Here is a 13,214-nt window from a genome sequence, read left to right as displayed (position 1 = left end):
CTTCCTCGTAGCCACCGAGGAAGAAGCACACGTAAGAGATCTGTCAACTCAACAACCGCGATCGGGCCGGAAAGCCATGGTCGCGGATGAAACTTTCATACGGAAGCCCGTGACGGGCCGTCCGGCGAGCGCGGCCGGTCTTTTCACTGCTCAGCCACGAAAATTTCGAAATTGCGGGAATCCTGCCTGCTAGCAGGGTTCGCGGGCGTTTTCATGCCGTTGACGTTGCGTTCGTGCTACCGCAACGTTTCCTCCGACCGATAGCACCCCCAGCCGGAGGCTCCTGATGAAACGCCCCACTCTGCTTGTGCTGCTCGCGGTGGCGCTGACGGTGGCCGTCCCGTCCCCGGCCACGGCGGACACGCCGTGGTCCGGACGCGCCGACGGGTTCGCCGGGCTGAGCGCTCTCGGCGTGGACGGCACCACGGGGGGCGCCGCCGGCCCGACCGTGACCGTGGACAACCAGGCCGATCTGGAGCGGTACGCCACGGCGGCGGAGCCGTACGTGATCAAGGTGAGGGGCTCGATCAAGATGGAGCCCTACGGCAAGGAGATCGCGGTGGCCTCCGACAAGAGCATCGTCGGCGAGGGCGTGGGCGCCGAGATCGTCCAGGGCGGGTTCTTCCTCAACGGCGTGCACAACATCATCATCCGCAACCTCACCATCCGCGACTCCTACGTCGCCGGCGACTGGGACGGCAAGAGCAAGGACTACGACGGCGTCCAGATGGACGGCGCCCACCACGTGTGGATCGACCACAACCACTTCACCAGGACCGGGGACGGCCTGCTCGACATCCGCAAGGACAGCGACTACGTCACCGTCTCCTGGAACGTGTTCAGCGACCACAACAAGGCAGTGGGCGTCGGCTGGACCCCGAACGTGGTGACCAAGGTGACCCTGCACCACAACTGGATCCGCGGCACACACCAGCGCAACGCCAGCATCGACAACACCGCGGCCGCGCACTGGTACAACAACTACGTCCAGGACACCGCGATGTACGGCACCATGATCCGCGGCAGCGGCAAGCTGGTCGTCGAGAACAGCTTCTACCGGTCGGTGCCCGACCCGATCGTGGCCAAGGACGCGACCGCGCAGGTGGTCCAGCGCGGCAACGTGTTCGACGGCACGTGGGGCCGCAGCGACAACGTGGGCGCGGCCTTCGACCCGTTCGCCTACTACGCCTACCGGCTCGACCCCGCCGACCGGGTGCCCGCCATCGTCAGCCGCGGCGCCGGTCCGCTCGGCGGGGAGCGGCCCGCGTCGCAGCGGATCACCGTCGCGCTCGACGGAACCGGCGACTTCGGCAGTGTGCAGGCGGCCGTCGGCGCGGCCCCGCGCGGCGCGGTGATCACCGTCAAGCCGGGCGTCTACCGCGAGATGGTCCGGGTGTGGGCGGGCCGCAGGGACCTCACGATCAAGGGCGCGACCGGCGACCCCGACGACGTGGTCATCACCTACGAGCTGCCCGCGAACGGTCAGAAGTTCTACGGCGGCACCTGGGGACCGGCCGGCAGCGCCACCTTCGGCGTGCTCGGCAGCGACATCACAGTCGAGGGCGTCACGCTGCAGAACGCCTACGACGAGTCGCTCGCCGCGGGCCCGGCGCCCGCCGTGCAGACGGCCGGTGACCGGATCACCTTCACGGGCACCCGGTTCCTCGGCAACGAGGGCACCTACCAGGCGGACGGCCGGGCCTACCTTCGGGACTGCTACGTGGAAGGCGACGTGGACATCGTCCACGGTCCGGGCACGGCCGTCCTGGACCGCTGCGTGATCAAGTCGCTCGGCGCCGGCACCGTGGCCGCGGGCGGCTCCGTCCTCATCGTCGGCAGCCGGCTGGAAGGCGATGCGGCCGAGTCCATCTCCCTGGGACGGTCCGGTGTCGGAGCTCAGGTCGTCGTCCGCGATTCCTGGCTGGGCGGGCACGTCAAGGACGACCCGTGGGAGGGCGAGGGCCGCTTCGCCGAGTACCGCAACACCGGCCCCGGCGCGGCCGTCACGGTGGACCGGCCGCAGCTCACCGACGACGAGGCCCGCGCGTACACGGTCCAGGCCTTCCTGCGGAATTGGACTCTTCCGTCCGGGACCTGACGTCACCACTCACTCTGTCTGGAGATGGAGCGGCCCGGCGGTCGGCGTCCCGCCGGGCCAGGCGGCTGCGCCGCTATTCGTTTTCCCGCGTGCGGTCACGTTGGGCGGCGTACAGGTCGGTGACGCGGGGACGTGAGCCCTGCTCGACAAGGAGATTCTCCAGATCGCCGGTGAAGTCCCGAGGCAGCTCGCCGGCGGTGCCGTTGGTGCCCTGGACGCCCACCGTCACGCTGCGGGGGGCGACGTCGGCGATCGTCACGGCGTACGCGCTGCCGCTGGTGACCCGGACGTTCCAATGCGCGATCCGGGCCCCGAACAGCGGACCGGACGCGGCCGAGCCGCCGACGCGGCCGTTGTTCACCAGGGTGATGTCGGTCCTGGCGTTCTCGAAGGGGAGCGCCCGATGGGTGTCGAAGGTGCCCTCGGCCATCCGGCCGCGCCGCCAGACGTTGCCCGACGACAGCCCTTCCACGTTGAGTCCGTGGTGGACGGCGCCGGACGGCACCGGCACGGTGAACGCCTCGATCTCGAAGTCGTCGACGAGGTTGTCGTGGGACTGCATCCGGCAGGCGAAGCTGTGGTGCGCGGCCCGGCCGCCCACCGCGACTCGGGAGAGCGTGGTCGACTTGGCGTAGGTGAAGCCGAACCCGAGGTCGCAGTTCTCCACGCGGACGTCGCTTGCCCAGCAGTCGTGCACGGCCTGGAAGCACACCCCGTTGGAGCCGGGGTGTTTGTTGTGCGCGGTCATCGCGACCAGTTCGTTGCGGATGGTCAGCTGCTCGACGCCGCTGTCGTGCACGGTCGGGCCGATCGCGCGCAGCCGGGCCGGCCAGCCGGGGCGCAGGTCGTACTTGAGCGGTTGGGCCAGGAGGACGAGGCGGTCGCCGAGGACGGCCTCGATGCGGACAGGCCACTGGAGGGAGGAGTACTGAATGTACTGTCCACCGGAGCCGGTGACGAGCTGCGGCGCCCGGCGCGGCCAGTCGTAGGAGCGAGTGCCGGCGATGTCGCCGGCGAGATGGGACAGGAGGCTCGCGTCCGGCGGGTTGTCGCACTCGAGCATCACCATGTCGCCCGCGCGCAGCGCGCTGGTGCCGGAGACCAGGAGCGTGCGCTGGCCGCGGGAGGCGGCGCCGGCCTCCGCGAGGGTGTCGCCGAGCAGCCAGCCCTCGGTGCCGGCGAAGTCCTCGGCTTCCGAGCGGGCCCGCCGCTCGGCCGCCATGAACCACACCTGCCCGCCGGTCCACGACCAGCGGCTGTTCCCATTGGACTGCCGGGCCGGCCGGTAACCGTCGTCCAGCGTCCGGGTGAAGTGCAGCACGGTGGCGTCGCGCCCGGCGCCCCGCAGGACGACGTTGGACCAGTGCACGAAAACCGGCGACGACAGCAGGTAGGTGCCGGGTGGCACCAGCACCACACCGCCGCCCCGTTCGCCGGCCGCGCGCAGCGCCGCGTTGAACGCCGGGGCGCAATCCGTCGTCCCGTCCGCGCGGGCGCCGTGGTCGGTCACCCGGGTCACCACGTTCGGTCGCGGCGGACGGGCCCCGAGGCGGTGACCCGCACGGGAGATGTCGGGTATCAAAGGGTGGGATCCGGGCGCCTGCGCCCACTGGTCCAGCAGGGCGGCAGACATGTCCGCGGGCCGGCCCGACGCGCGGGCGGGTCCGGCCGCCGCCACGGCTCCGCTCGCGAGCGCGGGCGCGGCGATGGCCGCCGCCGCGCCGCCGACGAGCGTCCGGCGGCTCAGCTTGGCAAGGTCCTGACGCATGGTGCTCCTCGGGGGTCGAGCACTCCACTCAAAGATGGGATCTTTTGATGGTGATCCCACAGAAAGTCAGGACTGTCAACAGGCTAGAGCAGAGGAATGTCGCATGCCTGGCACTGGCGAGGTTTGCGATACGTCGGACGTGTTTCCCCGACGGCCAGGGGCCGAACGGGATCGGCCCCTGGCTCGCTGGTTACGAGTAGTACTCGTAGTGGACGTTGGTCCTGGTCTCGAAGTCGAAGTCGATCTCGCCGTCGAGGTAGCGGGTCCACATCTGGGCGAGTTTCGCCGACCGTACGGTGCACCCGGCCCAGCGGACTCCCTTGGCGCGGACGCCGCCGACGTAGTCGTAGCAGGCTCCGACCTTCTTGCCGTTGACCCAGAGCCGGGCGTTCAGGCTGACGTCGTAGAGCCTCTGGCGGGAGACGTTCTTGATCCGTACCTTGATGCGGCAGGTGTCCTCGCACTTACCGAAGTAAATCTTGTAGGTGAGCAGATGCGGACGAGCCGTCGTCGCTGTCTCGGACGCCGAGGCCGCCGCCGGCGTCGCCGCGAGCACCCCCGTCGCGACGGCAGCCGTTAAGAGCATGCCGACAAGACGCTTGGTCATGTTTCCCCCATGGCCATGAACAGCCGCTTCCCCCGTTGAAAGCGGCACAGTCTTCTCGATTAACCATCAGGAAAGCGCAAAGGTCAACATTTCTTGGCCTATATGCCGAGATGTCGGGCGTGGTATCGCGTCGTTCGCGATGCGGCTTCGCTAGGTCCGGCCGTTGAGGGTGTCGAGGAAGCGTTGCTCGAACGCGGCGGTGTCGGCCGCTGTGCCGTACCCGAGCAGGCGTCCGGAAGGGGACAGGAACGTGCGCCCGGCTGAGGGACCGTCCAGCACCACGTCGATGCGTCCAGAGGTGAACTCGACGTGCCCCGGACGGATGGCGCTCATCGCGGCAAGGGGATCCCACCAGTAGAGGAGGCCGTCCGCGATCAGGGGCTGGACCTCGGGATGTGTGACGATCTCCAGTACGGTGCCGGCGGCCGGAGTGCGGTGGTCGGCGCCGAGCCGATCCAGGAACACGCTGGTGATGGGCACCTCGTTGGCGGCGTCCAGCGGGACCATGCGCACGGTCCCCCGGCTCTGGGTGAGCACCGCCCGTGCGGCAGCGGGATCGAGCCAGTAGTTGAACTCCTGGGTTCCGTCGAATTCCGGCGGGGTGCCGCAGCACAAGTTCCCGGCCACCTTGACGGCTCCGCCCATCGAGGTCAGGCGGGAGGCGGAGGACGGAAGGGCGGCGGCCGGGTTGCTGAGCGGGCCGGTGGCGATGATCTGAGCCGAAGGATCGTCGCGCAGCACCTTTCTGATCAGCTCCGGGGCACGCAGCCTCGACGGCGTCTCGTCGCCGGCGCACCCGGGCGTGGCTGCCGTGAGCACTCTGTCGAAGAGTTGCCTCAGCTCGGCGGGGAAGGAGTTGGGCGCCGTGCCCGACCCGTCGGCGATCCACACGTTCCGCAGGCCAAGGCGCTCGGCCAGGCACCTCGCGTGCCGGATCGCCCGGCCCGGCAAGCCGGCGCCGTTGTTCGTCACCGTGATGGCGCGTAAGTCGATGCGGCCGGCCTTGTGCTCCTGAGCGAGGTAGGCCAGCGTGGCAGCGTCGTCGAAGTCCATATCGGTGTCGAAGATGATCGCAGGCGGACGAGCATGGGCCGCCACAGGCAGCATTGCAAGCGTCGCCGCGGCGAGGACGAGGGAGAGCAGGATTCTTTTCACCCTGCCTTTGTGCCCGCGCAGTCGCCTGGAGTAAAGCGCGTTCCAACGGCCAAGGCCCTGGAACGGCGGGCCGAGCGGTCGCGAAGGAGGCGGTCGCGACGCTCGGTACAGGCCACTGGTTCGGATGCGACCGACCAAGAATCTTTGGATCTCCGATGCGGGGTGGCTCGCGTCCGCGAAGGCCTCCACGAGCTTACTTTCTGTCATGGCTCTTATCCGTATGTGATCGAGAGGAACTTCCATGCTTCGTGGCATGCTCGCGGCCGGCCTCACGCTGGCCGCCACCGGTCTCGTAATGGCCACCGGCCCAGCCGCTCAGGCCGACATCAGGTCCTCGTACGCACGAGCTGCGGCGATCGTCGACGCCGACGGCACGCTCACCAGCGGCAAGAACGTCATCAGGTCATGGCGGGCCGGCCTCGGCCGGTACTGCGTCCAGGTCGCGCCCAGGGTGGATGTGACCCACTCGCTGATGCAGGTCGCTTCCCGCGAGGCGCTGCGACTCGCCCACGTCGTCTACGGGAGCACGTCGCCGGTCTACAGGAACCCGTCGCCGGTCCAGAGGCATCCGTCGCCGATCTACAGGAACCCGTCGCAGGGCAACTGGGACGCGTCGCCGGGCAACCGGGACGCGGCGCCGGGCCACAGGGACGCGTCGCCGGGCAACCGGGACGCGGCGCCGGGCCACAGCTACGCGGCGCCGGGCCACAGGTACGCGGCGCAGGGCCACAGGTACACAGCGCCGGGCCACAGGCACGCGCCGCCGGTCTACGGGAGCCCGTGGGCGACCTGCGGCCAGCACAACACCGTCACCGTCAACGTCTACAACCCCAGCACCGGACGTCTCGCCGACGGCAGCTTCGATCTCGTCATCGCCTGACCAGGAAGGAACACCGACATGAAGACCATCCAGCGCATCTCCGCACTCGCGCTCGCCGCAACCGCCGTCCTGACGCCGGCCGCCGCCCGCGCGGACATCCCGCACGGCCCGCACGGCATGCACGGCACGCACGGCACGTATACCCAGGCCTCGGCCATGGTGAGGGCGGACGGGTCGATAATGAGGAGCAGGAACATCGTCGACGTCTGGCGAGCGTACCCGGGAACCTACTGTGTCGTCGTGGAGCCCGGCGTCGACCTGCGCGGTGCGGCGCTCTACGCCAGGTCCGTGGGCCGATACTGGTACCCCCGCTCGCTGTCCGTGGAGCGCGGGGCCCGTACGTGCGGCGGTGACTGGTTCCACACCCTCGCCGTCCGCAGCCACGCCGCCCACGGATACGCTGCCGACGCCGCGTTCTACCTGACCGTCTCCTGAGATTCTCCGCTGCCGTCTCGGCTCCCGGCCGGTCGATCCGTACCAGCCGGGAGCCGGGGCGGCTTCAACCCCCCGGCTGGATCAGACCCGACTCGTAAGCCGCTATGACCGCCTGCACCCGGTCCCTGACTGCCAGCTTGGCGAACACGTTGCTGACGTGGGTCTTCACCGTGTGCTCGCTGACGACGAACGCCGCGGCGATCTCCGCGTTGGACAGGCCGCGACCGAGCAGCGTCAGCGTCTCCCGCTCCCGGGTGGTGAGGAGGTCGAGCCCGACAGGTCGTCTCCTGGGCCGCTTGGACACCATGTCGTCGATCAGCCGGCGGGTCACGGCCGGTGCGAGCAAGGCCTCCCCGGCGGCCACCACCCGGACGGCGTGTACCAGGTCGTCCCTGCGCACGTCCTTGAGCAAGAAGCCACTCGCCCCGGCGTGGAGGGCGTCGTAGATGTAGTCGTCCTGGTCGAAGGTGGTCAGCATGAGGACGCGCGTGTCCGTCTCCGCGCACACCACCCGGGCGGCGTCGATGCCGTTCATGTGCGGCATGCGAATGTCGAGGAGAAGCACCTGGGGCCGGTGCTCGCGCACGGCTTCGATCGCCGCGCGGCCGTCGCCCGCCTCGGCGACCACGGAGATGTCCGGCTGCGTGTCGAGGATCAGCGCGAATCCGCTACGCACCAGCTCCTGATCGTCGGCCACCACCACCTCGATCGTCATCCGGTCGCCTCCGCATGCCCGTGCGGGAGCCGTACCGAGACCTGGAAACCCGGGCCTGAAGGTGCGGGCCCGAACGTGGCCTCCCCGCCGCACGCCGTGGCCCGCTCCCTGATGCCGATCAGCCCTTGGCCGCCCGCGCCGGCCTGGTGCGGGCCGTGGCCGTCATCGGTCACGGTGACCCGCAGCGCGTCTTGCTCCCACGCGAGGTGAACCTCCGCCGACGTCGCACCCGCGTGCTTGACGACGTTGGTGAGCGACTCCTGGACGATGCGGTACGCGGCGACCTCGACGTCATGCGACAACTTGAGCGGTGTCCCCGTCTCGGTGAGGGTCGCCTGGGCGACCCGGCCGACCAGCTCGGGGATGCGGGCCAGTGTGGGCTGCGGATCGCGCGACCCCTCCGACTCCTTGAGCAGCCCCAGCATCCTGCGCAGCTGCCCCATGGCGTCTCTGCCGCTGGCGGCGATCGCCTCGAACGCCGCCTCCGCACGCTCCGGCCGGGTGCGTACGGCGAGCGGTCCCGACTCCGCCTGGACCACCATGAGGCTGACCGCGTGGGCGAGGATGTCGTGCATGTCCCTGGCGATCCTCGCGCGCTCGTGCTGGGCCGCCCGCTCGGCGGCCAGCTCCCGCTCCCTTTCGAGCAACTCCCGCTCTCTTTCCAGCCGTTTCGTCCGCTCCCGCAGCGCGAGAGACTGCTGCCGGGTCAGGGTCGCCACCCGGCCCAGGGCATAGGCCGCCACCCACGTCGCCAGTCCCCTCACGTACGTGTCCACCGACACCGATTGGAGCAGCGTTCCCACCGCCGTGACCACGATGGCCACCATCCGATGGGAGGGCGGCGAGGTGTAGGCGACGGTGTAGACGGCGACCAGCCATCCGTACCAGATCGGCTGGTTCGGTCCGTTCCCCACGATGTCGTAGAAGGGGATCGCGATCATGACGACGAACATCACCGTCAGCGGGAAGCGGCGCCGCAGCAGGACCGGCAGCGTGGCCACGAGCACGGGCAGCAGGAGCGCGATCGGCCACTCCCGCTCGGCCGACGTGAACGGTGCGAGCTGCGCGGCGAGCACGGCGATGGTCAACATGAGGTCGACCAGGGCAGGCGGCAGCGCACGGAGCCGGTCCAAAAGCACCATGAACGACAAGAAACCACACCCGCCCGCCCGAGCACATCGCCAGCGCGGGGGAGTTCCCGGTACGCCTCTCCCTCGTCGGACCGAGGAGCAGGATCGCCCCCGCCGGTGATCACATGTGGCGGCCGGGAGCCGACTCTGTCGGTATGAATCTCACTGCGAAGTCATTCGTCCTCGCTCCCGTCCTCGTCCTGATCTACGGCCTGGTCCGCATACTCGACGGGCTCGACGGCTCCCACGGGCCCGGCCTGGCGTGGACGGCGGGCCACCTCGCCTTCCTCACCGCCCTGGCCTTGTTCGTGCCGCTCATCCTCGAGCTCGCCCGCAGGGCGAGGAACCGGCGGGCCGCGGCCGCGGTCGCGGCGTTCGCGCTGCTCGGCGTCGCGGCCGGGGCCGTCCAGTTCGGCATCGACCTGGTCGTCGGCTTCCTCGCGGCGGACCGGCAGGAGATGGGCGCGCTCTTCGACCGGATCCAAGAGGTTCCGGGCGTGCTGCCCGCCTTCTACACCGTGGTGCCGACGTTCTTCTACATCGGCCTGGTCGTCCTGGTCGTCATGCAGGCCGCCGCCGGGCGCATCGGCTGGTGGAGTCCGGCGCTCGTCGCGCTCGGCGTCGGCGTCGTGGTCGCCAGCAAGGATCTCCTCCCGCTCAGCGCCCTGCTCAGCCTCACGGGGCTCGCCCCGCTGGGCCGAGAGCCCGGTAGTGAGAGCATGGCTGCCGACCGGCGCCCGCACGGAACGCGAACCAGCTGACGCCCGCCGTGTGCGGCGACCAGCGCGTCAGGACAACCGGCAGGTCACCTCGGTCACCGCCGCGTTCGCCGGCTGCTCGGCGACCGCGTTGCGGCCCGGGTACTTCCACTGGCACACCGTCGTCGCGGTGATCTTCGTGCCCCCGAGGCACCACAGGCTGTCCCAGGTGCCGTAGGCCATGTTCTGCCCCTGCGCCGCGCAGTAGTCATGGGCGTCGTTGAAGACGACGGCGCCCTGGGAGGGCGCGGGCGGGTCGTCGCTCGGGGGCGGCGTGGTCTTGGTCGCTTTGGCTACGGGCTTGCGGGTCGGCGTGGTGGTGGGCTCGGCCGGGACTTGGCTGCGCGGCGACTTGCGGGTCCGGCTCGGCGTGCTGCGCGGGACGGCGCTCGTGCTCGGCACCACCTTGGCCGACTGCGACCGTTTGGTGGCCCCTGGAGTGGGCGTGTCCCGCGTTCCTGGCGCGCTGGTGTGAGGCGCAGCGGACGGCGAAGCCACGGGTGGCGATGCCGCCGAGGTCGCCCCCGCCACCTGGGTGCCGGTGAGGCTGGGCGCGAAGGCGAAGTAGCCGGTCCCCGCGGCGACGAGCAGGGCCGCGCCCGCCGTACCCATGATCAGGCCGCCCCGCCGGCCGCCTGCTTTCTGAGCAGGTGCGGCAGGGCCGCCCGTAACGGCGGCTCCAGGAGCGGTGGGGACACCGGGCGCGTCCGGGACACCGTGGCCCGCCGAGCGGGCGTCCGGAACGCCGTGCCAGGCGGGGGCGGGAAGAGCGCGCAGGCGTTCGATCACCTGGGTGGCGATGGGCCGCTGGGCTGGGTCCTTGGCCAGGCAATCCTCCAGCAGCGCCCGCAGCGCCCCCTCCAGCCCGCGGAGGTCCGGCGCGCCCTGCAGGATCGCGTGCAGGATGCCGGGGATGGACTCGCCGACGAATGCCCGCTGCCCGGTGGCCGCGTAGACCATGGTCGCGCCCCAGGCGAACAGGTCGGCCGCAGGCCCGGCGTCGCCGCCGGCGATCTGCTCGGGCGCCATGTAGGCGGGGCTGCCGATGGGCTGGCTGCTGACGACCGACTGGCTGAGGTCCAGCGCGCGGGCGATGCCGAAGTCGATGACGACCGGCCCGTCGGGCCCGAGCAGCACGTTGCCGGGCTTGAAGTCGCGGTGGACCACCCCTGCCTCGTGGATGGCCGCCAGGGCGGTCGCGGTGTTGATCGCCAGCCGCTGCAAGGCGGCCGCCCCGCGTGGTCCGTGGTCCTGCACGGCGCTCTGCAGCGACGGCCCGTCGATGAACTCGCTGACGATGTACGGCCTGCCCCCGACGAAGCCGAAGTCGAGCATCTGGGCCGTGCAGAACGGCGCCACCCGCTTGGCCGTCTCCACCTCGCGCAGGAAGCGTTGCTGCGCGCGATGGTCGGCCATCAGGTGCGGGTGCAGCAGCTTGACCGCCACGAGCACGCCGTCGCCGCCTCGCCCCACGTAGACGGTGCCCTGCCCGCCAACGCCGAGCCGCCCTTCCAGGCTGTAGGGCCCGACCGCCCTGGGATCCTCAGCTAACAGGGCCAACACCTCGGCCACCAAGCCTCCAGCCAGTCAAGAGGCTCAAGATCGTAGCAGAGGGGCGCCGCCATTGGCTCACCTATCTGACAGGCGGTCAGATTCGTGGTGACGTCACCATGCACCACGAGCTTGCGCACCTCATGGGCGCCGTGTCCTGCTCACTCCTCCGGCAGGTGCTCCTGTGCCCATCGGGCGATCTCATCCAACGCGGGCATGAGGGCCCTGCCGCTGGCGGTCAGCTCATAGGAGACGCTGACGGGCGGCCCCGCCTCGACGGCGCGGGCGATGAGCCCCATCTTGGTCAGCTCGGAGAGCCGGTCGGACAGCACCGAGTCGCTGACCTGGCCGATCGCGCGGGAGATCTCGCGGAAGCCCGCCGGCCCGGGGCGGAGGCAACCGAGCACGACGCCGCTCCAGCGCTTGCCGAGCACGCCGAAGGCGCGCGTCAGGGCCGCGTCGCCGCGCTCGCACTCTTCCAGGTCATGGCTGGAGACCGTCGCCATAGTGCCCCAAGACTAGCAGATCCGCTGCCGCTTTGATTTTAGAAGTCCATGTGATTAACCTAGCGACATCTCCAAACCTAGCGAAGTGAGAACTGGCATGACTGATAGCGCTGGTGCACGCCCCACGGTGGCGGTCCTGGGCGGCGGGTACGGCGGCCACAAGGTGGCCAAGCTGCTCGACGACGTCGCCGACGTGACGCTCGTCGACCCCTCCGACTCCTTCACACACAACGTGGCCTCACTGCGTGCGCTGGTGGCGCCGGAGTGGCTGGATCGCATCTTCCTGCCCTACCGGCGGCTCCTGACGCGTGGCCGATTCCTGCGCGACCGCGCCGTCGCGGTGGACGGGCGGCAGGTCATGCTCGCCTCGGGTGCCCGGCTGGAGCCGGACTACCTGGTGCTGGCCACCGGGTCGGCGTATCCGTTCCCCGCCAAGGTCACCGATTCGGCCGCCGAGACCGCCAAGGCCAGGATCCGGGAGGCGCACGAGGCGCTGGCCGGCGCGCAGCGGGTTCTGCTCATCGGCGCCGGTCCCGTCGGCCTCGAGCTCGCCGGAGAGATCAAGGCGGCCTTCCCCGGCAAGCACGTCACGATCACGGACGTCGCGCCCGACATCCTGGCCGGACCCTACGACCAGGCGCTGCGCGAGGAGCTACGGGCGCAGCTGGACAAGCTCGGGGTCGAGCTCAAGCTGGGCAGCCCGCTCCAGGAGCTGCCCACGGTCGCGCCGGCCACGGCCGCGCCCGTCGCGGTCGCCACGGAAACCGGCGAGAAGCTCACGGCCGACATCTGGTTCCGCTGCTTCGGCGTCACCCTGCACACCGATTACCTGCGCGGCTCGCTCGCCGACGCCCGCGACGCCGCCGGGTACCTGACGGTGGATGAGTACCTTCGGGTGCGGGGGCAGGACCACGTCTACGCCATCGGCGACATCGCCGACGCCGACCGGAACATGGCGGGCTTCGCCGGCATGCAGGGCGAGTTGCTCGCCAAGAACATCCGCGTGCACATCACCGGGGACGGCGAGCCGACCCCGTACGAGCCGCAACCGGCCCTGATCCTCGTCCCGCTCGGACCGGAGGGCGGCGCCGGCCAGCTGCCCGGATACGACGGCATCGTGGGATCCGAGGCCACCGCCGAGATCAAGGGTCGCGCCATGCTGGTCGAGCGGAGCACCGCTTCCTTCGACGCGCCCGAGCCGGCCGGCCGGCCCGGCTGACTGAGCCTGAGCGTCTTTGCCGATGCGCGGCGCGTCGCCTGCCAAACAGGCGACGCGCCGTTGGCCATGGGGGGAGTAGGTAAAGAATTTCGCCCCGATCGCCTACGAGATAGGGCATTCTTGTGCCTTATCCCCATCCTGGTTTGCATCTTTCTATGCCGTTCGCTTACGTTTAAGGACTCAGGGCGTACGCCAGGCAACATTCATGCCGCGTTAGCGCCCTTCGTTTTGCCGAGACCGCGTCTCACCAGCACGGACATTCAGGTTCGTGAGGGACGCGGCCGCCGAATTCGCGATCACGCGGAACCGGGGACCCAATTCTCTGGGGTGAATCGGCGCGCTCAACACGAGCGCCCCGTAGGGCACTTCCACGCCCGAACCCGTCAGCTAAC

General features: G+C 70.0%; 12 protein-coding genes and 1 riboswitch. Of the genes, 5 read left to right on the top strand and 7 right to left on the bottom strand.

Annotated features, from left to right (window positions below; translation table 11 throughout):
• Positions 1–286 precede the first annotated feature (286 nt).
• Entirely contained in the window at positions 287–2,098 is a 1,812-nt protein-coding gene (locus tag ACTWPT_RS39395; RefSeq protein ID WP_443182618.1) for a pectinesterase family protein, read from the top strand.
• A gap of 73 nt (positions 2,099–2,171) precedes the next feature.
• On the opposite strand, the gene ACTWPT_RS39390 is transcribed toward ACTWPT_RS39395, so the two are convergent.
• The 3 genes from ACTWPT_RS39390 to ACTWPT_RS39380 all read right to left on the bottom strand — a co-directional run bounded on the left by ACTWPT_RS39390 (position 2,172) and on the right by ACTWPT_RS39380 (position 5,628).
• On the bottom strand, positions 2,172–3,866 hold the full coding sequence (locus ACTWPT_RS39390; protein WP_443182617.1) for a glycosyl hydrolase family 28-related protein: 1,695 nt from the start codon (positions 3,864–3,866) through the stop codon (positions 2,172–2,174).
• A gap of 190 nt (positions 3,867–4,056) precedes the next feature.
• Positions 4,057–4,473, bottom strand: a complete 417-nt coding sequence (locus ACTWPT_RS39385; RefSeq protein WP_443182616.1) for a hypothetical protein — start codon at positions 4,471–4,473, stop codon at positions 4,057–4,059.
• Between the two features lie 150 nt (positions 4,474–4,623).
• Positions 4,624–5,628, bottom strand: a complete 1,005-nt coding sequence (locus ACTWPT_RS39380) for a nucleoside hydrolase (RefSeq protein WP_443182615.1) — start codon at positions 5,626–5,628, stop codon at positions 4,624–4,626.
• Positions 5,629–5,869: 241 nt separating this feature from the next.
• Between ACTWPT_RS39380 and ACTWPT_RS39375 the strand changes: the two genes are divergently transcribed.
• Together ACTWPT_RS39375 and ACTWPT_RS39370 are read left to right on the top strand one after the other, a co-directional pair.
• Positions 5,870–6,508: a hypothetical protein gene (locus tag ACTWPT_RS39375; RefSeq protein WP_443182614.1), complete on the top strand. Its 639-nt coding sequence runs from the start codon at positions 5,870–5,872 to the stop codon at positions 6,506–6,508.
• An 18-nt stretch (positions 6,509–6,526) separates the two neighbouring features.
• Positions 6,527–6,943, top strand: coding sequence for a hypothetical protein (locus tag ACTWPT_RS39370; protein WP_443182613.1), 417 nt, complete (start codon positions 6,527–6,529; stop codon positions 6,941–6,943).
• A gap of 64 nt (positions 6,944–7,007) precedes the next feature.
• Here the strand turns inward: ACTWPT_RS39370 and ACTWPT_RS39365 are convergent, their stop codons facing one another.
• Together ACTWPT_RS39365 and ACTWPT_RS39360 are read right to left on the bottom strand one after the other, a co-directional pair.
• Positions 7,008–7,658: a response regulator gene (locus ACTWPT_RS39365; protein ID WP_443182612.1), complete on the bottom strand. Its 651-nt coding sequence runs from the start codon at positions 7,656–7,658 to the stop codon at positions 7,008–7,010.
• Positions 7,655–8,800 carry a sensor histidine kinase gene (locus ACTWPT_RS39360; RefSeq protein ID WP_443182611.1) on the bottom strand — a complete coding sequence of 382 codons (1,146 nt, stop codon included), beginning with the start codon at positions 8,798–8,800 and terminating at the stop codon, positions 7,655–7,657. Before ACTWPT_RS39360 ends, ACTWPT_RS39365 begins: the two co-directional genes overlap by 4 nt.
• 143 nt (positions 8,801–8,943) lie before the next feature.
• On the opposite strand from ACTWPT_RS39360, the gene ACTWPT_RS39355 reads away from it, so the two are divergent.
• Positions 8,944–9,549, top strand: a complete 606-nt coding sequence (locus ACTWPT_RS39355) for a hypothetical protein (protein ID WP_443182610.1) — start codon at positions 8,944–8,946, stop codon at positions 9,547–9,549.
• Positions 9,550–9,576: 27 nt separating this feature from the next.
• On the opposite strand, the gene ACTWPT_RS39350 is transcribed toward ACTWPT_RS39355, so the two are convergent.
• The gene (locus tag ACTWPT_RS39350; protein WP_443182609.1) at positions 9,577–11,118 is read right to left on the bottom strand and encodes a protein kinase domain-containing protein; all 1,542 of its coding nucleotides are present in this window, start codon (positions 11,116–11,118) and stop codon (positions 9,577–9,579) included.
• A gap of 140 nt (positions 11,119–11,258) precedes the next feature.
• Positions 11,259–11,603, bottom strand: coding sequence for a winged helix-turn-helix transcriptional regulator (locus tag ACTWPT_RS39345; RefSeq protein ID WP_443182608.1), 345 nt, complete (start codon positions 11,601–11,603; stop codon positions 11,259–11,261).
• A gap of 97 nt (positions 11,604–11,700) precedes the next feature.
• Here ACTWPT_RS39345 and ACTWPT_RS39340 point away from each other — a divergent pair, with 97 nt between their 5' ends.
• Positions 11,701–12,822: an NAD(P)/FAD-dependent oxidoreductase gene (locus tag ACTWPT_RS39340; RefSeq protein WP_443182607.1), complete on the top strand. Its 1,122-nt coding sequence runs from the start codon at positions 11,701–11,703 to the stop codon at positions 12,820–12,822.
• 272 nt (positions 12,823–13,094) lie between these two features.
• Positions 13,095–13,214, top strand: a riboswitch (cyclic di-AMP (ydaO/yuaA leader). This riboswitch is flagged as partial in the annotation.

This window comes from Nonomuraea sp. 3N208 (genome assembly GCF_052245935.1).
Lineage (GTDB): Bacteria > Actinomycetota > Actinomycetes > Streptosporangiales > Streptosporangiaceae > Nonomuraea.
This window is presented reverse-complemented; position numbering and strand designations above follow the sequence as displayed.